Below are 22,076 nucleotides of genomic sequence, written 5' to 3' on the forward strand. Positions count from 1 at the left end.
CCCGCCGAAATGGGTCAAAGCGTGCTCAGTGACGGCGTTGCCAGAGCCTGAATAGCGGTTCAGCGAGAAACAGCACGCACATCAGGCGCAGCACCTGCAGCCCGGTGATCAGTGGCACCGAGAGGGCCAGGGCTTCGGCGGTCAGGCTCAGCTCGGCGATGCCGCCGGGCATCATGCCCAGCATCAGCGAGCGCGGGTCGAGTTGGCCCAGCCAGCTCAGGCCCTCGGCGGCCAGTGCGGCGGCAAGCATGGCCAGGCCGGTGGCCAGCAGCAGCACTGCGACGAAACGTGGCGCGCCGCGAAAGAACGCGCGGTTGAAGTGGCAGCCCAAGGCGCTGCCGATCAGCCACTGTCCCAGTTCGCTGGTGCCCTGGGGCAAGCTCAGCGATGTATCCAGCAGCACGACGGCGATGGCACTGAACAGCAGTGGCCCGAGCAGCCAGGGGTTGGGTTGGCGCAGGCGCTGCCAGACCAGGGCGAATAGCGCGCCGCCAGCCAGCAGCGCGGCGAGCAGTGGCAGATCCGTCTCTCCGCCGCTGTGCGTCAGGGCCGGCGGTACGCCCAGCCACCACTGGAACAGCGCCGGCACGCAAAGCACCACCAGCAACAGGCGCAGGCTCTGCGCGGCAGCCACCTGGCTGGCGTTGGCGCCATTGCGCAGGCCCAGGTTGACCATTTCGCTGGCGCCGCCGGGCATGCTGGCGAAGAAGGCGGTGGCCCGGTCATGGCCGCTGCTGCGCAGCAGGGCGATGCCGATCAGGCAGGTGAGGCTGGTGAGCAGGGCGCCGGCGACCAGCAGCCCGGCATGAGCAACTACCTGTTCGACCACGGCCGGGCTGAAATGCAGGCCGATGCCGGTGCCGACCAGCCATTGCCCGGTCTTGCGCGCGCCCGGCACTTCGCACAGGTCGAGCCCGCCCAGGCAGCGCAGCAGGATCACCGCCAGCAGCGAGCCGACCATCCACGGCAAAGGCCAGCCGATCAGGCTGGCCAGGTAGCCGCCGGCGGCGCCGGCGAGCGGGGTGAGTAGCCAGTTAGGCATGCGAGGCGTGCAGGCGACGGCGGTTGCGCCACCAGCGCAGGCCCGGCATGGCCAGCATCAGCGCGGCCAGAGCCCAGAGCACAAGGCTGATCGGGCTGGCCCAGAGGATGCCCAGCTCGCCGTTGGAGATCGACAGGGCGCGGCGCAGGTTGTCTTCCATCAGCTCGCCAAGGACGAAGCCGAGGATCAGTGCCGACAGGGGGAAGTCCATCTTGCGCAGCAGGTAGCCGAACACGCCGAGGCCGATCATCAGCACCAGGTCGAAGGTGGTGCTGTGCACCGCGTACACGCCAACCAGGCTGACGATGATGATCGCCGGCACCAGTACCCAGTTGGGTACGCTGAGCATGCGCGAGAACAGACCGACCAGCGGGATGTTCATCACCAGCAGGATGACGTTGCCGATGAACAGCGAGGCGATCAGGCCCCACACCACGTCGGGCTGCTGCTCGAACAGCAGCGGGCCGGGGGTGATGTTGTACAGGGTCAGGGCGCCGATCATCACCGCGGTGGTGCCCGAGCCCGGCACGCCGAGGGTCAGCATGGGGATCATCGAGCCGCAGGCCGAGGCGTTGTTGGCCGCTTCCGGGGCGGCCAGGCCGCGCAGGTCACCCTGGCCGAAGCGACCCTTGTCACCGGCGATACGCTTCTCGGTCATGTAGGTCATGGCACTGGCGATGGTGGCGCCGGCGCCGGGCAGGGTGCCGATGACGAAACCGGTGAGGCCGCTGCGCACGGCGGTCCAGCCGACCGAGCAGAATTCCTTGAAATTGAACAGCAGGCGGCCGCTGGCCTTGATTGCCTGCTGGCCGCTGGCAGTCTTCTCCAGCATCAGCAGGATCTCGCTGACGCTGAACAGGCCGATCACCACGATGACGAACTGGATGCCATCGGACAGGCTGACGCTGTCAAAGGTGAAGCGGTACACGCCGGTGGTTGCGTCCACGCCGACCGTCGCCAGGCCCAGGCCCATCAGCGCGGCCATCAGGGTCTTGACCGGCTTGTCGCCGACCATGCCGCCGAGGCAGGTGATGGCGAACACCATCAGCACGAAGTACTCGGCCGGGCCGAAGGCCACCGCCCATTTGGCCAGCAGCGGGGCGAACAGCACCACGCCGATGGTGGCGATGGTGCTGCCGATGAACGAGCACACGGCGGACAGCGACAGGGCGATGCCGGCCTTGCCCTGGCGTGCCAGCGGGTAGCCGTCGAGGGTGGTCATGATCGCCGCGGCGTCGCCCGGCACGTTGAGCAGGATGGCGGAGATACGCCCGCCGTACTCGCAGCCCAGGTACACGGCGGCCAGCAGAATCAGCGCGGTTTCCGGCGGCAGGCCGAGGGCAAAGGCCAGCGGCAGCAGCAGGGCCACGCCGTTGATCGGGCCGAGGCCCGGCAGCATGCCGACGATGGTGCCGACGAAGGCGCCGAACAGGGCCATCAGCAAATTGATCGGGCGCAGGGCGACATCGAAGCCCTGGGCCAGGAAGTTCAAGGTTTCCATGTCGTTACTCCACCAGGAAAGAGAGGACGCCCAGCGGCAGCGGTACGTCGAGAGTCAGATCGAACAGCACGTACAGCAACACACCCATGAGCACGCCGGAAATCACACAGGACATTGGGCGCCCGCCGAACAACAGGCCGAGCACGGTGGCGGCCAGGGCGGTACTGGGGATGAAGCCAAGCGGCTCGAACAGCAGGGCGTAGGCCAGCAGTACCAGTACGCAGAGCAGGGCGCGCAGGCTCTGGTGGCGGGTCAGCAGGTGTTCGAGGTGGCTGGGGCGCAGGATCAGCCACAGCGAGCCGGCGGCCATCAGCACCAGCAGCAGCAGCGGGTAGGCACGCGGGCCGACCGGGTCGTAGGAGAACGGTGCCTGAAAACCCCAGGCGATCACGGCCAGTCCGGCGCACAGCAGCAACCAGACCGCGCCGAACAGGCGGTCGTACATGATGGAAGTCCTCGTGAAGATAGGGGCGGGAAGCGTCGCGAGCGACGGAAAGGCAAGGCGGGAGGCGGCGAGGCGAGGGAGTTGGGTTAACCCAATGACCGAGCCGAGCCGCCTGCCAACACCGCCTTTCCTAGCGCAGCAGCTTCCCTATTGGACCAGGCCGAATTCGCCGGCCAGCACCTTGTATTCCTGCACCTGCTTGAGCACGAAGGCCTTGAGCTCGTCGCCGGTCATGGCCAGGGGGAACAGGTCGCGCTGCTCGCGCAGCTGGGCGAAGTCTTCGCGGGCCAGCATCTGGTCGAACTGGCCTTTCCACCAGTTGAAGTCCTCGTCGCTGACTTCCGGACCCATGTAGAAGCCGCGGATCACCGGCCAGCTGATGGCGTAGCCCTGCTCCTTGGCGGTGGGCAGGTTGCTCAGCTTGCCCGGCAGGCGTTCGTCGGAGAGCACCGCCAGCACGCGGATCTTGCCGGCGGCCAGTTGCGGGGTGACTTCGCCGAGGCCGCTGGAGGTGACCTGTACGTGACCGCCGAGCATGGCGGTGAGGGTCTCGCCGCCGCCTTCGAAGGCCACGTAGCGCAGCTTCTGCGGCTCGATGCCGGCGGCGCGGGCGATCAGCGCGGTCTGCATCCAGTCCTGGCCGCCAATGGTGGCGCCAGCGCCGAAGACGATTTTGCCCGGCTCCTTCTTCAGCGCCTGTACCAGATCGTCGAGGGTCTGGTAGGGCGAGTCGGCGCGCACGCTGATGGCGCCGTAGTCGGTGCCGATGCCGGCCAGCCAACGCACGGCGTTCTCGTCATAGCGACCGAACTTGCCCTGGGCCAGGTTGAGCAGCGAGCCGGAGGAGAAGGCGGTGATGGTGCCGGCCTCCTTGGGGCGCTGGGCGACCACCGCGTTGTAGGCCACGGCGCCAACGCCGCCGGGCATGTAGGTGACGCGCATCGGAGCCTTGAGCAGGCCGCTGTCTTTCAGGCCGCTCTGGGCAAGTTTGCAGGTCAGGTCGAAGCCGCCGCCGGGCTTGGCCGGGGCGATGCATTCGGGGCGCTTGGGTTCGGCCAGCAGCTGGCTGCTCAGGGCCAGGGTACCGAGGGCCAGGGCGATACGGGACAGGGCAGTTTTCATCGTCTTTCTCCTGTGGAGTTTTATTGTGGCTTACCAGATGGGCAGGGAGTAACCGACGATCACGCGGTTCTCGTCGGCGTCACGGGCGAAGCTGGAACGGAAGCTGGCGTTGCGCAGACGCACGTAGAGGTCTTTCAGCGGACCGGTCTGCACCACGTACTTGAACTCGATGTCGCGTTCCCACTCGCGGCCTTCTTCCGTGCTGCCGGCGACTTCGGCGTTGTCGCCCTTGATGTAGCGGGTCAGGAAGCTCAGGCCGGGCAGGCCGAGGGCGGCGAAGTTGTAGTCGTAGCGGGCCTGCCAGGAACGCTCGTCGGCGTTGGCGAAGTCGTTGATCTGGACGAAGTTGACCAGGAATGGATCGCTGCCATCGAGGTAGGCGAAGCCGGTGTCGCCGTTCATCTGCTGGTAGCCGAGGCTGACCTTGTGGCCGCTGTGGGCGTAGCCGAGCATGCCGTTCCAGGCCTGGTTGTCGACGGTGCCGGCCTCGGCCGAGCCGCTGTCGTCACTGATCGACACGCGCAGGTCGGCGCTGAAGGTGCCGCCGCCCAGTGGCTGGCTGGCCAGCAGGCCGAAGAAGTGCTGGCGGTAAACGTCTTCCAGCTCGCCATAGAAATAGCGGCCGGTCAGGCCCTTGGCGAACTGGTAGTCGAGGCCGGCGAGTTTCAGGTGGTCGCCGCTCACGCCACTGGCGAAGCGCTTGTTCTTGCTGTTCAGTACCAGGTCTTCGGAGTTGGTCGAGGCGCGGTCGATTACCTGGTTGAAGCGCGCGCCGGTGAAGGTCAGGTTGCTGATTTCCTGGGAGGTCAGCAGGCCGCCTTCGAACACCTGCGGCAGCAGGCGGCTGTCGCTGGCCTTGACCACCGGCAGTTCGGGGATGTGCGAGCCGTAGCGGAACTCGCTCTGAGAAATCTTCACCTTGCCGGTCAGGCCCAGGCGGCCGAATTCGTCCGGGGTGCCGCCGTCGTCCTGCACGGGCAGCAGGTCGGTGCCGGTGCGGCCGCCGCCGGAGTCGAGCTTGACGCCGAGCATGCCGAGGGCGTCGACGCCGAAGCCGACGGTGCCTTCGGTATAGCCGGACTGGATGTCGAGCAGAAAGCCCTGGCCCCACTCTTCGCGCTTGTTCTGCCCGGCGTCTTCACGGAAGTCGCGGTTCAGGTAAATGTTGGTGGTGGTCAGCGTGGCGCTGCTGTCTTCGATAAAGGCGGCCTGGCTGTTGGCGGCGGCGCTGGCGGCCAGGATGGCCAGGGAGAGGCGTGAGGCAGGCAGTGCAATGCGCATTGCGGGTGGTCTCCGATTGTTGTTTTTGTTGTGCCGGAGCAACCACGCGTCCGGCACTCAGTGGGTGGTTCTTGCCACCCTGGCGGCGATCCTAGTGGGCGAAACTTTCACCAGGCTTTCAGGCTGAAAGAAATCGTCGGCGCCCTTCACAGGTGCGGCGCGGCCGTTAAACTCGGCGGCACAACGACAAGAATCCGGAGCGACTGCCGTGCGAATCCTGCTGGTCGAAGACCATCTGCCCCTGGCCGAGAGCGTGGCCCAGGTCCTGCGTGGCGCGGGCCTGACCGTCGATGTGCTGCACGACGGCGTGGCTGCCGAACATGCTCTGGCCAGCGAGGACTACGCCCTGGCGATTCTCGACGTCGGTTTGCCGCGGCGTGACGGCTTCGAGGTGCTGGCGCACACCCGCGCACGCGGCAAGGTGCTGCCGGTGCTGATGCTGACTGCGCGTGGCGAGGTGAAGGATCGGGTACATGGTCTCAACCTGGGCGCCGATGATTACCTGGCCAAACCCTTCGAGCTGAGCGAGCTGGAGGCGCGGGTCAAGGCGCTGCTGCGGCGCAGCGTGCTGGGTGGCGAACAACAACAGCGCTGCGGCGAGCTGGTCTACGACCTGGGCACGCGGCGCTTTAGTCTGAGCGGGCAGCCGCTGAATCTGACCTCGCGCGAACAGGGTGTGCTGGAGGCGCTCATCGCCAGGCCCGGGCGGGTCATGAGCAAGGAGCAGCTGGCCGACCAGTTGTTCGGCCTGGATCAGGACGCCAGTCCGGATGCCATCGAGATTTACATTCACCGCCTGCGCAAGAAGCTCGAAGGCAGCGGCGTGCGCATCGTCACCTTCCGTGGCCTGGGCTATCTGCTGGAGGCGGCCGATGGCTGAGCAGCGCGTCGGCAGCTTGCGCGGGCGACTGCTCTGGCGACTCGCCGCGTTGCTCGCTATTCCACTGCTGCTGGGCAGTCTGAGCGCCTACTGGAACGGTCGGGCCGCAGCCGATGCAGCCTATGACCGCACCCTGCTGGCCTCGGCGCGGGCCATCGCCGACGGCCTGTATACCGACGAGGGTAAGCTGCGCGCCGACGTGCCTTATGTGGCGCTGGACGTGTTCGCCTATGACAGCCAGGGACGCATCTTCTACCAGGTCAGCGATCTCGACGGGCACCTGGTGTCCGGCTACGAGGGGCTGCCGGCGCCCGCGGCGGACACCCCGCGCACCGACGACTACCCGGCGCTGGCACGTTTCTACGACGGCGAGTATCAGGGTTTCGGCGTGCGCGTGGTCAGCCTGCTGCAGCCGGTCAGCGAACCGGGCATGAACGGCATGGCGGAGATCCGCGTGGCCGAGACCGATGTGGCGCGGGTGCGCATGGCCCGTGGCCTGCTGCTCGATACCCTGTGGCGCATGGGCCTGCTGGCACTGGTCAGCCTGGCGCTGGTGTGGCTGGCGGTGAGTGCCGCGCTGCGCCCGCTGGAACGGCTGCGCACGGCGGTCGAGGAGCGTCGTCCGGACGATCTGAGCGCGCTGCCGATGGTGCAGGTGCAGGATGAGCTGCGCCCGCTGGTGGCCTCGCTCAACCACTTCACCGAGCGCCTGCGTCAGCAGTTCGAGCGCCAGGCGCAGTTCATCGCCGATGCGTCCCATGAGCTGCGCACGCCGCTGGCGGCGCTTAAGGCTCGGATCGAACTGGGACTGCGCGAGCGCGAGCCCGAGGCCTGGTACGGCACGCTGGAAAAGGCCGCGCAGAGCACCGATCGCCTGACCCACCTGGCCAATCAGCTGCTGTCGCTGGCACGTATCGAGCGCGCGGCGCGGGCGGTGGAGGAGGGTGGCGCGCAGCAGGTCGAACTTGCGCAGCTGGCCCGCGAACTCGGCATGGCCCTGGCACCTTTGGCGCACCAGCGCGGTGTCGCCCTGGCACTGGAGGCGGAGGCCGAGGTGTTGTTGAGCGGCGAGCCGATGTTGCTGCACGAGCTGATCTACAACCTCGTGGACAACGCCCTGGCGCATACCTCGGCAGGGGGCAATGTCATCCTGCGGGTGCAGGCTCCGGCTGTGCTGGAGGTGGAGGACGATGGTCCGGGCATCCCGCCGCAGGAGCGCGAGCGGGTATTCGAGCGCTTCTACCGACGCAATCCGCAGGGCCCAGGGGCCGGGTTGGGATTGGCGATTGTCGGTGAGATCTGCCGTGCTCACCGCGCGGAGATCGAGTTGGGGCAGGGCGCGCTAGGTGGGTTGCGGGTGCGGGTGAGTTTCCCGACGGCTTAGCGGTTGCCGCTCCATCTGGCTAGTGCGCCAGACTCATGGGCTGCTGAATCTCCAGCAGGTACTGGCTGACCTTGCCGCTGTCCTGCAGTACCTTGAGGCCGCGATTGAAGCGTGCCATGCGCTCGGCATTGCCCGGCACCTTGCGCGATAACAGCAGGTGCAGGCTATCGCTGCGCAGCGGCACGGGGTGAAAGCTAGGCTGTTCACGTTCTTCACGGCTGAATTGGCTGTAGAGCAGGTCGAAGGCCACCACCTTGTCTATCGGGAAGGCATCCAGTCTGTTCGCCAACAGCATGCGCAGGCCCTGTTCCTAATTGCTTAGGCGTTGCACCTGAAGCCGCCCCTGCTGCTCGGCCTGTTGAAAGGCCGGGCCGTAGTCGTAGTCGATGGCTGCGCCGAGACGCAGCGACTCGAGATCGCCGACCTCGCGCCAGTCGATGGGGTGATCCTTGCGGTGAAACAGGTAGTAGCCGCTGTCCACCACGGGTTCGCTGACATAGAAGGCCTGTTCGCGCTCAGTGCTGCGCAGCCAGATGGCGCTGCCGTCACTCTTGCCGCTCTCGGCATGCTGCAGCGCGCGGGCCCAAGGGTAAAACTGCCAGCGTACGCGTATAGCTTCCAGGGCAAAGGCCTCCTCGACGATGCGCGATGCGACACCGTGGTGGGGCAGATTCTGGCCAAGATAGGGACTCCACTCGCCATTGGTCAGGCGGATGTCTTCAATGGCCTGAGCAGGGAGTGCGAGAAATAGCAGGAGCAGCAGGAACGCAGGCATGAGCGCATCCTCATCCAGAGCTTCGCAAGCGAGGACCGTATCCATCGGCCTCGCGCGGCGTACTTCGCGGATCGCCCCCGGCCTGTGGCCGGGTTCGTTGCAAGTCTAGTCAGGATGAAGCTGCGTGGCTGCGTATTTATTGCAGCATGCTGGCGGCGGCTTCCATGGCGGCGGAGAGGTCTTCGTCGGCCTGCATGTCGACATTAGGGTCGAGGCCGAGCTTGGCGAAGGCAGGAATCTTGCTCCAGTCCAGCTGGGTATAGGGGTGCTCACTGCCCAGGTAGCTCTGCAGGGTGGCGACTTGCACGATGTCGACATAGTCAGCTTTGGCCGAGTCGCGGCTGAAGTCCAGATGCTGGCTCGGCACGATGGCGATTGGCTCGGGAAAGTCCCAGGAGCGCAGGATCTTGTCGCCGATGATCGGGTGGATGCGCTCGATCACATGGTTGAGACTGATGGAGTCAGCCAGCAGGGCGTTGTGCTCCTCGGCGTAGGTCAGGATCGGCAGCACGCCGATCTGGTGTACCAGACCGGCGAGAGTGGCCTGATCCGGCATCAGGCGGGTGTAGTGGCGGCACAGAACGTGGCAGATGCCGGCAATTTCGGTGCTCTTGTTCCACACTTCGCGCATCTTACGGTCCACCACGTCGCTGGTAGCCTGGAACATCTGCTCCATGGCCAAGCCGGTGGCCAGGTTGCAGGTGTAGTTGATGCCGAGGCGACCAACGGCCATTTGCAGGTCGGTGATCTCCTTGTTGGTGCGCAGCAGCGGGCTGTTGACCACCTTGATGATGCGTGCGGTCAGCGCCGCATCGTTGCCGATCACCTTGCTCAGAGCGGGAATGCTGATATTCGGGTCTTCCGCGGCCTCACGCACCTTCAGGGCGACTTCAGGCAGGGTCGGCAACACCAGTTCATCGTTCTCGATGGCCTGGATCAGTTCCTCTTGGACTTTTTCGGCAAGCTTGCTCATTTCATGTCTCGGGGCATTCGGCTGCTTCAGTTTAGGTGCTGAGGCAGAACTCTGTTCTGGATGTCCGGTTTTTACCGCGTTTGCAGGGGCTGATGCACCCGCTTTTTCATCTAGCGCTGGATTTCACGATCTGAGTTCAGCTCATAGGGCAAATCGAGCAGCTGCAGGCCAGGGCCTTCGGTGCTGCCGAGGCTCACGCGACCATCATTCTTGGCGTCTTCCTGAAGCACGGCCAGCAACTCGATGCCCTGGCGGGCTTGGGCGGCCAGTACGACCTCGCCGACGCTTGAGCCGTGCACGGGTGAGAATAGCTCGCTGCCCGGCACAGGTAACGCGTCTGCAGTCAGACTGAGACGGTAGAGACGGCGCTTGAGCTTGCCCAGGTACTGCATGCGCGCGACGATTTCCTGGCCGGTGTAACAGCCTTTCTTGAAACTGACGCCGCCCAAGGCCTGCAGGTTGATCATCTGCGGGATGAACAGCTCGCGCGTCTCGCCGAACACCTGGCCGATGCCGTCACGCACCTGGCCGAGCAGCCAGTCGTTGAGAGGTGCCTCATCAAGCTGGGCAGCCAGAAGGCTGCGCAGGGGTTCGCCTTGTGCGGCTGGTGCCCAAAGCTCTGCACGTACGTCGCTGACGCGCAGGGCAAGCAAGTCATTGGCGCGTACCAGGCTGCCAGCGGCTTGCGGTAGCTCCAGGCCAAGCGTCTGGAGAGCGGCGTCGCCACCGCTTAGGCCAAAGCGTACCCAGGCGCTGGTTTCATCGGCCAGGGTTGATTTGGAAAACACGGCATATTTTTTTAGGTCAGCCAACTGGGCTTCCAGCAACTCGTTGGCCATGGCCAACAGGTAGCCATCGCCCTCCTGCAGAATGCGAAAGCTGGACGTCATCCGGCCCTTGGGCGTGCAGCGTGCACCGAGGCTGCTGGTGTTCTCATCGAGATAATTGAGGTTGCAGGTGAGCTGGCCCTGGAGAAATTTGCTGGCATCAGGGCCGCGCACGGCGAGGAGGGCTTCGTGATTCAACAGGGTAAAAAAGGCGGAGTCGGCCATGGACGCTCGCAGGTTGTTCAGGTCAGGGCGTCATCATAGAGATCGCTCGTCGCCTTGTCAGCGTGCCCAGCGGCGGGCGCATCGTTATACTGCGCAACTTTGTACAGGAGCCCGCGCATGGCCGACGAAACCGAACTGAACCGACTCTTCTGGCACAGCCGCCGCGGCATGCTGGAGCTGGATGTGTTGCTGGTGCCCTTTGTTCGCGAGGTTTATTCCTCGCTGGATGCCGAGGATCAGGCTCGCTACCGCAAGTTGCTGGAGTGCGAGGATCAGGACATGTTCGGCTGGTTCATGCAGCGCGGCGAGCCGGAAGACGCCGACCTGCGGCGCATGGTTCGCATGATTCTGGATCGTGTCCAGCCCAAGTGATCACTTCGAGTGCCACTGGCAGGCTTCGCGCCTGCTGCTGGCGTTCTATCTGGCGGCGCTGTGCCTGGCGCTGCTTACGCTTTTGCTGATCGATATATCCCCATGGCTTCGTGCCGGTGGCGCTGCGTTATGTCTGGCTCATGCAGTCTGGGTAGTGCCTCGGCAGATTCTGCTGCGTCACTCGGGGGCTTTCACCGGGCTGCGTCGGGACGGGCAGGGATGGCAGCTCTACAGTACATCTGGCGGCTGGCAAGCCGTGCAGCTGCGTCCGCACAGTCTGGCCCTGCCTCTGGTCGTCGTGCTGTATTTCCGCCTGTCGGGCGAGTGCCGCGTGCGCAGCCTGTGTATTGCGCGTGATGCGCTGCCCCGCGAGGCGCATCGGCGCTTGCGCACGCGCCTGAAGTTCAGCCGGCGTAGGTGGGCGGCGCCAGGATAGTGTCCTGTGCCTCTGTCAGCAGGTTCGGGTAGTCCAGGGTGTAGTGCAGGCCCCGGCTTTCGCGACGCTGCATGGCCGACTCGATCATCAGCTCGGCCACCAGGGCCAGGTTCCTTAGCTCGATCAGGTCGCGACTGACCTTGTAGTTCGAATAGAACTCGTCGATCTCGTCCAGCAGCAGACGCACGCGATGCTGGGCGCGCTGCAGGCGCTTGTTGGTGCGTACGATGCCCACGTAGTCCCACATGAAGCGCCGCAGTTCGTCCCAGTTGTGCGCGATGATCACGTCTTCGTCCGAGTCGGTCACTTGGCTGGCGTCCCAGGCGGGGAGCTGGCCGGGCAGCTCGACCTGCTCCAGCTGGGCGAGAATGTCGTCGGCGGCCGAGCGGGCATAGACAAAACATTCCAGTAGCGAGTTGCTGGCCAGGCGATTGGCGCCATGCAGGCCGGTGAAGCTGGTTTCGCCAATGGCATACAGTCCCGGCACATCGGTGCGGCCGTTTTGGTCGATGACGACACCGCCGCAGGTGTAATGAGCGGCTGGTACGACTGGGATGGGCTGGCGGGTGATGTCGATGCCAAAGCCCAGGCAGCGTTCATAGACGGTGGGGAAATGACTCTTGATGAAGTCTTCCGGCTGGTGGCTGATGTCCAGATAGACGCAGTCGATCCCCAAGCGCTTCATCTCGTGGTCGATGGCGCGGGCGACGATATCGCGCGGGGCCAGCTCGGCGCGCTCGTCGAAACGCTGCATGAAACGCTCGCCATTGGGCAGGCGTAGTAGGGCTCCCTCGCCACGCAGGGCCTCGGTAATCAGGAAATTCTTGGCCTGTGGGTGGTACAGGCAGGTGGGGTGGAACTGATTGAATTCCAGGTTGCCCACGCGGCAGCCGGCGCGCCAGGCCATGGCGATGCCGTCGCCGCAGGCGCCGTCGGAGTTGCTGGTATAGAGGTAGACCTTGGCGGCGCCGCCGGTAGCGAGAACGACGAAGCGGGCGCTATGGGTGTCCACTTCGCCACTGGCGCGGTTCAGTACATAGGCGCCCAGGCAGCGATCGCTAGCCAGGCCGAGTTTGCGTTCGGTGATCAGGTCGACTGCTACGCGCTGCTCGAGCAGTTCGATGTTGTCGCGCTGGCTGGCTCGTGCCAGCAGGGTATTGAATATCGCGGCGCCGGTGGCGTCGGCGGCGTGGATGATACGCCGATGGCTGTGTCCGCCCTCGCGGGTGAGGTGAAACTCGAAGCCGCCGTCTTCGCGGTCGGGTTCTTCGTCGCGAGTGAAGGGCACGCCTTGCTCGATCAGCCACTGGATGGCTTCACGGCTGTGCTCGACGGTGAAGCGCACGGCGTCCTCGCGGCATAGGCCGCCTCCGGCGTTCAGGGTGTCGCCGACGTGAGACTCGACCGTATCGCTATCATCCAGTACGGCAGCGACACCACCCTGCGCCCAATAGGTGGAACCGTTGGCAAGATCGCCCTTGCTCAGCACGGCGATGCTCAGATGATCAGGCAGAGTAAGGGCCAGTGTCAGGCCCGCGGCACCGCTGCCGATGATCAGAACATCATGCTGGAAGTGTTGGCTCATCGACTGTGGTTTCTCTTCAGGTCGCTATCGAGTTGCGCTGCCTAGTATATAGACGGGGTGTTCAGCACAATAGCTGCCTTATGACTGAGAGAGATGTCTTGGAACTTTCTTAGTTGATCAGGTTCCAACGGGAGTTGCCGGGAGCGTGCATGGCCGCTGCTTGGCTGCAGAATAATCAGGCGGTGGCGAGAAGCCACTGCAGTTTTTCGCCAGAGCCGAGAGGCGGTGCGAAACGTGTTCGGAGGGGAGAACTTTTGCGCAGAGCCCGAGTCTATCCAGGCAGGCGAGTGGACTGGCCGCTAGCGAACTCCTTCGAGGCAAATGAGGAGTATCGATGCTAACCCAGGAAGACGATCAGCAGCTGGTCGAGCGGGTGCAGCGCGGCGACAAGCGGGCCTTCGATTTGCTGGTGCTGAAGTACCAGCACAAGATCCTCGGATTGATCGTGCGCTTCGTGCACGACAGTCATGAGGCTCAGGATGTGGCGCAGGAAGCCTTTATCAAGGCGTACCGGGCGCTGGGTAATTTTCGCGGCGACAGCGCTTTCTATACCTGGCTGTACCGCATCGCCATCAATACGGCGAAAAATTACCTGGTGTCGCGCGGTCGACGGCCACCGGACAGTGATGTCAGTGCCGAGGATGCGGAGTTCTACGATGGCGATCACGGCCTCAAGGACATCGAGTCACCGGAGCGCGTGATGCTGAAGGATGAGATCGAAGCCACAGTGCATCGGACTATCCAACAGCTGCCCGAAGACCTGCGTACGGCATTGACCCTGCGTGAGTTCGAGGGATTGAGTTATGAGGACATTGCCAGCGTCATGCAATGCCCTGTTGGCACGGTGCGGTCGAGGATATTCCGGGCGCGTGAGGCCATCGACAAGTCCCTGCAGCCTTTGCTGCAGGAAGCCTGAGACAGCGGCGATAGCCAAGAGAGGAACCACCATGAGTCGTGAAGCCCTGCAGGAATCGCTGTCCGCGGTGATGGATAACGAAGCGGACGAATTGGAACTGCGTCGAGTGCTGGCTGCCAGCGATGACGCTGAGCTGCGCGCTACTTGGTCGCGCTACCAGATGGCTCGTGCCGTCATGCACAAGGAGTTGCTGGAGCCGCGCCTGGATATCGCAGCAGCGGTGTCTGCGGCTCTGGCCGATGAGGCGCTCCCCGTGCGTGCGGCTCGTCCCTGGCGCACGCTGGGGCGTGTCGCGGTGGCCGCGTCGGTGACTCTGGCTGTTCTAGCCGGTGTGCGTTTCTACAATCAGGACGAACTCGCCGGGCCGCAGTTGGCTCAACAGTCGCCGGTTCCGGGACTGGCTTTGCCGCAGGTCCAAGGCCCTGCAGTTCTGGCTGGTTACAATTCGAGCGGCAGCAGTATGCCGCAGCAGTCGGTTGCTGAGCAGTCAGGCTCTGGATGGCACGAGCAGCGTCTTCCTATCTATCTGCGCCAACACGCACAACAGGCGGCTGTGAGTGGTGCTGACTCCGCTTTGCCCTACGCTCGTGCAGCCAGTCTGGAAAGCCGCTGAGAGGTTCCATGCGCGTTCTTCCACTATTCGCTTTGCTCAGCAGTTGCCTGGTAATTTCAGCGCATGCAGCCGAACCCCAGGTATGGTTAGGGCGTCTGGCTGCGGCCGATAAGCAGAGCTTTCAGGGTACCTTTGTCTACGAGCGCAACGGCAGCTTCTCCACTCATGCCATCTGGCATCAGGCTGGTGGGGCATCAGTAAGTGAGCGGTTGCTGCAGCTCGATGGCGCGTCTCATGAGGTGGTGCGTGTCGATGGGCGGCCACAATGCGTGAGTGGTGCTCTTGCCGATCAGGTCGCTGATGTGCAATGGCCGGCACGGCATTTGGACGCTACGCAGCTGGGGCAACATTACGAGATGCGCATGCTCGGTCGCTCGCGTGTGGCAGGCCGGGCGGCTGAGGTCTTGGCTCTGATTCCACGCGACCAGTATCGCTATGCTTTTGAGCTGCATCTCGATGAACAGACGGCGCTACCGCTCAAATCCCTGTTGATTAGCGAAAAGGGGCAGCTGCTTGAGCGGTTCCAGTTCGTTACGCTGGAGTCGGGCGATGATCTCGACGCAGCGATGCTGAAACCCAGTAGTGCATGTCAGGCGGTGAACTACAACAAGGTTGAGGTGCTGGCCTCTGTGTGGAAGGCAGGCTGGGTTCCTCCAGGTTTTCAGCTCAATCGCGCGTTGCAGCGAACGGCCTTGAACTCTTCTCAATCGCTGGTCAGTCTGCTGTATGACGATGGTTTGGCCCGCTTTACCGTATTTATCGAGTCGCTCGATGGTGCCGGTGTCGAGGATGCCCGTACCCAGTTGGGGCCGACTGCGGTGGTGTCTAGGCGAATCAGCACTGGCAGTGGTGACAGGATGGTCACCGTGGTGGGAGAGGTGCCTATGGGGACTGCTGAGCGTGTGGCTCTTTCCATGCAGGAGCCCGCACAGTGATTGAGGAGCAGGGGCGCGTGGTCGCTGTCGAGGCCGGCGCTGTCTGGGTGGAAACCTTGCGTAAAACGACCTGTTCCAGTTGTTCGGCCAGTGCGGGATGTGGTCAGGGTCTGATGGACAAGCTCGGTGTTGGTCGTGGTCGCGGCTTGGTGCGGGCGTTGTGCGGTCTTCAGCTTCAGGTCGGTGATGCCGTGATTATTGGTGTGCGCGAGGACCTGCTGGTGCGCGGATCACTGCTTCTATACCTGCTGCCTCTGACAGGCCTCTTCAGTATGGCCCTGTTGGTGCAGACGCTTGGCGCCAGTGAGCCTGGCATCATCATGGCGGGACTGTCTGGGTTGGCCTTGGGTTGGGCTCTGGTGCGCTGGCGCAGTCGGCAAACTGTGGATGACCCAGACTCGCAGCCCGTGGTGCTGCGAGCGCTGTTGGCGGTTGAGTGAATTCAAGTGTTCTGAGTGGATGGAGCTGAAGTCGATGTTGAGCCTGAAATCCCCGTTGTCCGGTTTGCTGGCGTTGTTCCTTCTTGGGCAGGCGTCTCTGGCCAGGGCCGAGTTACCGGAGTTCACTGAGCTGGTTGAACAGGCCTCACCGGCAGTCGTCAATATCAGTACACGGCAGAAATTGCCTCAGCGTGACGTGGCTGTGCAGGGGCAGATTCCCGACCTGGAAGGGTTGCCGCCCATGTTTCGCGAGTTTTTTGAGCGCAGCATTCCGCAGATGCCGCGTAGTCCGGGCGGTCGTCAGCGTGAGGCTCAATCTCTGGGCTCCGGATTCATTATTTCCGACGATGGGTATGTGCTGACCAACAATCATGTGGTGGCTGACGCCGACGAAATTATCGTGCGTCTGTCGGATCGCAGTGAGCTGGAGGCCAAGCTGATTGGTGCTGACCCTCGCACAGATGTCGCCCTGCTCAAGGTGGATGGCAAGGGTTTGCCGACCGTCAAGTTAGGTCAGTCCGATGAGCTAAAGGTTGGTGAGTGGGTGCTGGCGATTGGCTCGCCATTTGGTTTTGATCATTCGGTGACGGCCGGCATCGTCTCGGCCAAGGGGCGCAGCCTGCCTAATGAGAATTATGTGCCGTTCATTCAGACCGATGTGGCGATCAATCCCGGTAACTCCGGTGGTCCGCTGTTCAATCTGGATGGTGAGGTGGTAGGCATCAATTCGCAGATTTTCACTCGCTCCGGTGGCTTCATGGGGCTTTCCTTCGCCATTCCAATCAGCGTGGCGATGGATGTCGCCAATCAGCTCAAGGTCGATGGCAAGGTCAGTCGCGGTTGGCTGGGGGTAGTGATTCAGGAAGTAAACAAGGATCTGGCGGAGTCTTTTGGTCTGGATAAACCCGCAGGCGCTCTTGTGGCTCAGGTGTTAGAGGGTGGGCCGGCGGCGAAGGGCGGTCTGCAGGTGGGTGATGTGATTCTCAACCTCAACGATCAGCCGATCATCATGTCGGCAGACTTGCCGCACTTGGTGGGCGCGTTGAAACCCGGCAGTCGGGCTGAGCTGGAAGTGGTCCGCGATGGAGATCGTAAAACCATCAAGCTGGATATCGGTGCTTTGCCGGAGGATGGCGATGAGATCGCCATCGGAGACGCCTCTGGCGTCGAGCGCAGCAGCAATCGTCTGGGGGTGTCGGTCGTGGAGTTGAGTGCCGAACAGAAGAAGGCGCTCGATCTTCGTGGGGGTGTGGTGATTAAAGAGGTGCAGAATGGCCCAGCTGCGTTGATTGGTCTGCGTCCTGGTGATGTCATTACGCATCTGAACAATCAGGCTATCGATTCGGCCAAGGCCTTCGATCAGGTTGCGAGCAAGCTTCCTGCCAACCGTTCCGTATCGATGCGTGTGCTGCGTCAGGGGCGTGCGAGTTTCATCACCTTCAAGCTGGCTGAGTAGCCTGGGCTATCTCCAGAGGGCGACTACGGTCGCCCTTTTTTGTGCGCGCAGGATGCGCGGTGTGCGTGACGGCCAAGTCGCCGATCGGGTAGAATCCCCGGCTATTTTTCGGCGGGCAGCCTGCCTGCGCATTTTTGAGTGTTGATCCGTGAGTGACCTGAGTCATATCCGCAATTTCTCCATCATCGCCCACATCGATCATGGCAAGTCGACCCTGGCTGACCGCTTCATCCAGATCTGTGGCGGTCTTTCCGATCGCGAGATGGAGGCCCAGGTTCTTGATTCCATGGACCTGGAGCGCGAGCGCGGCATTACCATCAAGGCGCACAGTGTGACCCTGCACTATCCGGCGCAGGACGGTAAGACCTACCAGTTGAATTTCATCGATACGCCCGGTCACGTCGACTTCACTTACGAGGTCAGCCGCTCGCTGGCGGCCTGTGAGGGCGCGATCCTGGTGGTGGACGCAGGTCAGGGTGTTGAGGCCCAGTCTGTGGCCAACTGCTACACCGCTATCGAGCAGGGCCTGGAGGTCATGCCGGTGCTGAACAAGATGGACCTGCCTCAGGCTGAGCCGGAGCGGGTCAAGGACGAGATCGAGCACATCATCGGCATCGATGCTACCGACGCGGTGCCGTGCAGCGCCAAGAGCGGCATGGGCGTGATTGACGTGCTCGAGCATCTGGTCAAGGTGATTCCTGCGCCGGAAGGCGAAATTGATGCGCCGCTACAGGCGTTGATCATCGACTCCTGGTTCGACAACTACCTGGGCGTGGTTTCTCTGGTACGGGTCAAGCACGGGCGGGTGAAGAAGGGTGACAAGATCCTGGTCAAGTCGACCGGCAAGCTGCACCAGGTCGACAGCGTCGGCGTATTCACGCCGAAGCACACCGAGACTGCCGACCTCAAGGCTGGTGAGGTGGGCTTCATCATCGCCGGCATCAAGGACATTCACGGCGCGCCGGTGGGCGATACCCTGACCCTGTCCACCTCTCCTGACGTCGATGTGCTGCCGGGGTTCAAGCGCGTCAAGCCGCAGGTCTACGCAGGCCTGTTCCCAGTCAGCTCCGACGACTTCGAGGACTTCCGCGAGGCCCTGCAGAAGCTGACCCTCAACGACGCCGCCCTGCAGTACGAGCCGGAAAGCTCCGATGCCCTGGGCTTCGGCTTCCGCATTGGTTTCCTCGGCATGCTGCACATGGAGATCATTCAGGAGCGCCTGGAGCGTGAATATGACCTGGACCTGATCACCACCGCACCGACCGTTATCTTCGAAGTGGAGATGAAGAACGGCGAGACAATCTACGTCGATAACCCGTCCAAGCTCCCTGATCCGGCCGGTATCCTTGATATGCGTGAGCCGATCGTGCGCGCCAATATCCTGGTGCCGCAGGAGCATCTGGGTAACGTCATTACCCTGTGCATCGAGAAGCGTGGTGTGCAGCGCGATCTGCAGTTCCTCAGCAGTCAGGTTCAGGTGTCCTACGACCTGCCGATGAACGAAGTGGTGCTGGACTTCTTCGACCGTCTTAAGTCGGTGAGCCGCGGCTATGCCTCGCTGGACTACAGCTTCGATCGCTTCCAGTCGGCCAACCTGGTGCGCCTGGACGTGATGATCAATGGCGAGAAGGTCGATGCGCTGGCGCTGATCGTGCACCGTGATCGTGCTCACCAGAAAGGCCGTGTGCTGACCGAGAAGATGAAAGAACTGATTCCGCGGCAGATGTTCGACGTGGCGATCCAGGCGGCCATTGGCGGCCAGATCATCGCCCGGACCACTGTCAAGGCGCTGCGCAAGAACGTATTGGCGAAGTGCTACGGCGGTGACGTGAGTCGTAAGAAAAAGCTGCTGGAGAAGCAGAAGGCCGGTAAGAAGCGGATGAAGCAGGTCGGCAGCGTGGAAATTCCCCAGGAAGCCTTCCTTGCCGTACTCAAGGTGGATAGTTAAGTCCTATGTCGTTCAATTTCCCGTTGATTCTGGTGATCGCCGTTGCAGTCTGCGGCGCTCTGGCTCTGTTGGATCTGCTGGTATTGGCCCCGCGCCGACGAGCAGCTATTGCTGCCTACGAGGGCCAGGTAGGCGAGCCTGATGAGCAGGTTCTACAAGGACTCAATCGGGAACCGCTGCTGGTGGAGTACGGTAAGTCGTTCTTCCCTGTGTTGGCGATTGTTCTGGTGTTGCGCTCATTTCTTCTGGAGCCTTTTCAGATTCCATCAGGTTCGATGAAGCCGACTCTGGAAGTGGGTGATTTCATTCTGGTCAACAAGTTTGCCTACGGTATTCGTCTGCCTGTAATCGATACCAAGATCATTGAAGTGGGGAACCCTCAGCGCGGCGATGTGATGGTGTTCCGCTATCCCAGTAATCCGAGCATCAATTACATCAAGCGCGTCGTAGGGTTGCCGGGCGATACCGTCGCCTATACCGCTGACAAGCGTCTATTGGTCAATGGCCAGCCAGTAGCCGAGCAGTTCCTGGGGGAAGAGGAGGGTTCGCTAGGGCGCAGCCTCCTCTATAAGGAAAAGCTGGGTGAGATCGAGCACATGATCCGCAAGCAGCTGCGTCGCAACATCATGCCGGGGCGCCAGTGGACTGTCCCGCAGGGGCATTACTTCATGATGGGCGATAATCGCGACGACTCCAATGACAGTCGCTATTGGCACGATACTCATATCCCCCAAGAGCTTTGGGGCATGGTTCCTGACCAGAACATTGTCGGTAAGGCCTTTGCTGTCTGGCTGAGCTGGCCTGACCCCAAGCTGAACCATTTGCCGAATCTTTCGCGGGTTGGTCTGATTCATTGAATCCGTGATTCTGTGGCGTGCTGTTCAATCCCGAACCGCCTGCTTATATATAGTCATGCCCTTCGCCTACGGGCATTGAAAACAACACTGATAATTGAGGTTGATCATGACATTTGCGCGCTCGCAGAAGGGCATGTCTATGCTGGGGTGGATGGTGGTGCTGGCTTTGGTCGCCTTCTTTGCTAGTACAGGCTTCAAGATGTTTCCGCATTACATGGACTATTGGTCTTTGGAAAAGGCCATCATGAGTGTTGAGACTGACCGTGCTTTAGATATCAATACGGTTCAGGACTTTTACTCTCATGTGAGTAAAAGCATGCAGATAAATAGCATTCGTGACCTGGACTTGAAAGAAATTCTCGATATCAAAACGGAGGGAGGCGACTTCTTGGTTCATTTGAAATATGAAAAGAGAGAGCCGCTGATCGAAAACCTCGACCTCGTTGCCAACTTCGATAAAGAATTCCGAATCAGAGCCCAGTGAGCCAGTCCCTTTCCCGTCTAGAGCGTCAGCTCGGCCATGTCTTCCAGAACCAGGAGCTGATGCTCTTGGCACTTACCCACCGTAGCTTTGCCGGGCGCAATAATGAGCGCCTGGAATTTCTTGGCGATGCCATTCTCAATTTTGTGGCGGGCGAGGCCCTGTTCGAGCGTTTCCCGCAGGCGCGCGAAGGGCAGCTCTCGCGCTTGCGTGCGCGTCTGGTCAAGGGCGAGACTTTGGCAATACTCGCGCGCGGTTTCGATCTCGGCGATTACTTGCGTCTAGGCTCCGGCGAGCTCAAGAGTGGCGGGTTTCGGCGGGAGTCGATTTTGGCCGATGCGCTGGAAGCTCTGATCGGTGCCATTTATCTAGACGCTGGTATGGATGTGGCGCGTGATCGGGTGCTGGCCTGGTTAGCGGGTGAGCTTGATGGGCTCACCTTGGTTGATACCAACAAGGATCCCAAGACCCGCCTGCAGGAGTTCCTGCAATCGCGTGGCGCGGAGTTGCCGCGCTACGAGGTGGTGGATATTCAGGGCGAGCCGCATTGCCGTACTTTCTTCGTGCAGTGTGAGATCGCGCTGCTTACCGACAAGACCCAAGGGCAGGGCGCCAGTCGCCGTATCGCCGAACAAGTAGCCGCTGCTGCCGCGCTGGTGGCCCTGGGCGTGGAGAACAGCCATGACTGATATTCCTACTCGTTGCGGCTACGTCGCCATCGTCGGCCGCCCCAATGTGGGTAAGTCGACTCTGCTGAACCATATCCTCGGGCAGAAGCTGGCGATCACTTCGCGCAAGCCGCAAACCACGCGTCACAACATGCTCGGTATCAAGACCGAGGGTGAGGTGCAGGCCGTGTATGTCGACACTCCTGGCCTGCACAAACATAACGACAAAGCGCTTAATCGCTATATGAATCGCAGTGCTTCGACCGCCCTTAAGGATGTCGATGTGGTGGTGTTCGTGGTGGACCGTACGCGCTGGACCGACGAAGATCAGATGGTGCTGGAGAAAGTCCAGCATGTGAAATGCCCGATTCTGTTGGCGGTGAACAAAGCTGATCGTCTGGAAGACAAGAGCGAGTTATTGCCGCACCTGGAGTGGCTGGCCGGCCAGCTGCCGCAGGCCGAGGTGGTGCCGATCTCCGCTCTGCATGGGCAGAACCTCGATACCCTGGAGCGCTTGGTGGCAGACAACCTGCCGGAGTCGGAGCACTTCTACCCGGAAGACCAGATTACCGATCGCTCCAGCCGCTTCCTGGCAGCCGAACTCATTCGCGAAAAGATCATGCGTCAGCTTGGTGCTGAGTTGCCCTACCAGATCACCGTTGAGATTGAGGAGTTCAAGCAGGAAGGGCGTGTGCTCCACATTCACGGCCTGATTCTGGTCGAGCGTGATGGGCAGAAAAAAATCATCATTGGCGACAAGGGTGAGCGGATCAAGCGCATTGGTCAGGAGGCGCGCAAGGATATGGAAGTGCTGTTCGACTCCAAGATCATGCTCAACCTCTGGGTCAAGGTGAAGGGTGGTTGGTCCGACGACGAGCGAGCCCTACGCTCGCTGGGCTACACCGACTTCTGAT

24 protein-coding genes are annotated in these 22,076 nt (G+C 62.2%); 14 read left to right on the forward strand and 10 right to left on the reverse strand.

Annotated elements, in window-relative coordinates; all coding sequences use genetic code 11:
- Positions 1-25: 25 nt before the first annotated feature.
- The 5 genes from P7A97_RS11680 to P7A97_RS11700 all read right to left on the reverse strand — a co-directional run bounded on the left by P7A97_RS11680 (position 26) and on the right by P7A97_RS11700 (position 5,391).
- A complete protein-coding gene (locus P7A97_RS11680) occupies positions 26-1,042 on the reverse strand; it encodes an AbrB family transcriptional regulator (protein ID WP_277690115.1) in 1,017 nt (338 codons plus the stop codon).
- Positions 1,035-2,543, reverse strand: a complete 1,509-nt coding sequence (locus P7A97_RS11685) for a tripartite tricarboxylate transporter permease (protein WP_277690116.1) — start codon at positions 2,541-2,543, stop codon at positions 1,035-1,037. Before P7A97_RS11685 ends, P7A97_RS11680 begins: the two co-directional genes overlap by 8 nt.
- Before the next feature lie 4 nt (positions 2,544-2,547).
- Positions 2,548-2,988, reverse strand: a complete 441-nt coding sequence (locus P7A97_RS11690) for a tripartite tricarboxylate transporter TctB family protein (RefSeq protein ID WP_277690117.1) — start codon at positions 2,986-2,988, stop codon at positions 2,548-2,550.
- Positions 2,989-3,135: 147 nt separating this feature from the next.
- Positions 3,136-4,110, reverse strand: a complete 975-nt coding sequence (locus P7A97_RS11695; protein WP_277690118.1) for a tripartite tricarboxylate transporter substrate binding protein — start codon at positions 4,108-4,110, stop codon at positions 3,136-3,138.
- Positions 4,111-4,140: 30 nt separating this feature from the next.
- Positions 4,141-5,391, reverse strand: coding sequence for an OprD family porin (locus P7A97_RS11700; RefSeq protein WP_277690119.1), 1,251 nt, complete (start codon positions 5,389-5,391; stop codon positions 4,141-4,143).
- Positions 5,392-5,599: 208 nt separating this feature from the next.
- Between P7A97_RS11700 and P7A97_RS11705 the strand changes: the two genes are divergently transcribed.
- Both P7A97_RS11705 and P7A97_RS11710 read left to right on the forward strand, forming a co-directional pair.
- Positions 5,600-6,271, forward strand: coding sequence for a response regulator (locus P7A97_RS11705; RefSeq protein ID WP_277690120.1), 672 nt, complete (start codon positions 5,600-5,602; stop codon positions 6,269-6,271).
- Positions 6,264-7,655 carry a sensor histidine kinase gene (locus P7A97_RS11710; RefSeq protein WP_277690121.1) on the forward strand — a complete coding sequence of 464 codons (1,392 nt, stop codon included), beginning with the start codon at positions 6,264-6,266 and terminating at the stop codon, positions 7,653-7,655. The genes P7A97_RS11705 and P7A97_RS11710 overlap by 8 nt, the downstream gene beginning before the upstream one ends.
- Before the next feature lie 19 nt (positions 7,656-7,674).
- Here the strand turns inward: P7A97_RS11710 and P7A97_RS11715 are convergent, their stop codons facing one another.
- From P7A97_RS11715 to P7A97_RS11730, 4 genes are all read right to left on the reverse strand, one after another.
- Positions 7,675-7,950 carry a hypothetical protein gene (locus P7A97_RS11715; protein ID WP_277690122.1) on the reverse strand — a complete coding sequence of 92 codons (276 nt, stop codon included), beginning with the start codon at positions 7,948-7,950 and terminating at the stop codon, positions 7,675-7,677.
- A gap of 15 nt (positions 7,951-7,965) precedes the next feature.
- The gene (locus P7A97_RS11720) at positions 7,966-8,430 is read right to left on the reverse strand and encodes a hypothetical protein (RefSeq protein WP_277690123.1); all 465 of its coding nucleotides are present in this window, start codon (positions 8,428-8,430) and stop codon (positions 7,966-7,968) included.
- Positions 8,431-8,566: 136 nt separating this feature from the next.
- Entirely contained in the window at positions 8,567-9,403 is an 837-nt protein-coding gene (locus tag P7A97_RS11725) for an HDOD domain-containing protein (RefSeq protein WP_277690124.1), read from the reverse strand.
- A gap of 110 nt (positions 9,404-9,513) precedes the next feature.
- Entirely contained in the window at positions 9,514-10,455 is a 942-nt protein-coding gene (locus P7A97_RS11730; protein WP_277690125.1) for a folate-binding protein YgfZ, read from the reverse strand.
- Positions 10,456-10,572: 117 nt separating this feature from the next.
- Between P7A97_RS11730 and P7A97_RS11735 the strand changes: the two genes are divergently transcribed.
- Positions 10,573-10,827: a succinate dehydrogenase assembly factor 2 gene (locus P7A97_RS11735; protein WP_277690126.1), complete on the forward strand. Its 255-nt coding sequence runs from the start codon at positions 10,573-10,575 to the stop codon at positions 10,825-10,827.
- A complete protein-coding gene (locus tag P7A97_RS11740) occupies positions 10,811-11,263 on the forward strand; it encodes a protein YgfX (protein ID WP_277690127.1) in 453 nt (150 codons plus the stop codon). The genes P7A97_RS11735 and P7A97_RS11740 overlap by 17 nt, the downstream gene beginning before the upstream one ends.
- Here P7A97_RS11740 and nadB read toward each other — a convergent pair.
- Positions 11,232-12,848 (reverse strand): L-aspartate oxidase, encoded by a 1,617-nt coding sequence (gene nadB / locus P7A97_RS11745; protein WP_277690128.1) that lies wholly within the window; start codon positions 12,846-12,848, stop codon positions 11,232-11,234. The two genes, P7A97_RS11740 and nadB, sit on opposite strands and share 32 nt — an antisense overlap.
- 334 nt (positions 12,849-13,182) lie before the next feature.
- Here nadB and rpoE point away from each other — a divergent pair, with 334 nt between their 5' ends.
- The 10 genes from rpoE (at position 13,183) to era (ending at position 22,075) form a co-directional block, all read left to right on the forward strand.
- A complete protein-coding gene (gene rpoE, locus P7A97_RS11750) occupies positions 13,183-13,764 on the forward strand; it encodes an RNA polymerase sigma factor RpoE (RefSeq protein ID WP_277690129.1) in 582 nt (193 codons plus the stop codon).
- Between the two features lie 31 nt (positions 13,765-13,795).
- Entirely contained in the window at positions 13,796-14,377 is a 582-nt protein-coding gene (locus tag P7A97_RS11755) for an RseA family anti-sigma factor (RefSeq protein WP_277690130.1), read from the forward strand.
- 8 nt (positions 14,378-14,385) lie between these two features.
- Positions 14,386-15,312, forward strand: coding sequence for a MucB/RseB C-terminal domain-containing protein (locus tag P7A97_RS11760; protein WP_277690131.1), 927 nt, complete (start codon positions 14,386-14,388; stop codon positions 15,310-15,312).
- Positions 15,309-15,752, forward strand: coding sequence for a SoxR reducing system RseC family protein (locus P7A97_RS11765; RefSeq protein WP_277690132.1), 444 nt, complete (start codon positions 15,309-15,311; stop codon positions 15,750-15,752). The genes P7A97_RS11760 and P7A97_RS11765 overlap by 4 nt, the downstream gene beginning before the upstream one ends.
- A gap of 34 nt (positions 15,753-15,786) precedes the next feature.
- Positions 15,787-17,208 (forward strand): DegQ family serine endoprotease, encoded by a 1,422-nt coding sequence (locus P7A97_RS11770; RefSeq protein ID WP_277690133.1) that lies wholly within the window; start codon positions 15,787-15,789, stop codon positions 17,206-17,208.
- A gap of 148 nt (positions 17,209-17,356) precedes the next feature.
- Positions 17,357-19,156: a translation elongation factor 4 gene (gene lepA / locus P7A97_RS11775; RefSeq protein ID WP_277690134.1), complete on the forward strand. Its 1,800-nt coding sequence runs from the start codon at positions 17,357-17,359 to the stop codon at positions 19,154-19,156.
- 5 nt (positions 19,157-19,161) lie between these two features.
- Positions 19,162-20,013, forward strand: a complete 852-nt coding sequence (gene lepB, locus P7A97_RS11780; protein WP_277690135.1) for a signal peptidase I — start codon at positions 19,162-19,164, stop codon at positions 20,011-20,013.
- A gap of 106 nt (positions 20,014-20,119) precedes the next feature.
- Positions 20,120-20,497 (forward strand): DUF4845 domain-containing protein, encoded by a 378-nt coding sequence (locus tag P7A97_RS11785; protein ID WP_277690136.1) that lies wholly within the window; start codon positions 20,120-20,122, stop codon positions 20,495-20,497.
- Positions 20,494-21,183 (forward strand): ribonuclease III, encoded by a 690-nt coding sequence (gene rnc / locus P7A97_RS11790; RefSeq protein ID WP_277690137.1) that lies wholly within the window; start codon positions 20,494-20,496, stop codon positions 21,181-21,183. Before P7A97_RS11785 ends, rnc begins: the two co-directional genes overlap by 4 nt.
- Positions 21,176-22,075: a GTPase Era gene (gene era / locus P7A97_RS11795; protein WP_277690138.1), complete on the forward strand. Its 900-nt coding sequence runs from the start codon at positions 21,176-21,178 to the stop codon at positions 22,073-22,075. Before rnc ends, era begins: the two co-directional genes overlap by 8 nt.
- Position 22,076: the final 1 nt, after the last annotated feature.

Origin of the sequence: Pseudomonas sp. GOM6 (assembly GCF_029537485.1) — a bacterium.
Classification (GTDB): Bacteria; Pseudomonadota; Gammaproteobacteria; order Pseudomonadales; family Pseudomonadaceae; genus Aquipseudomonas.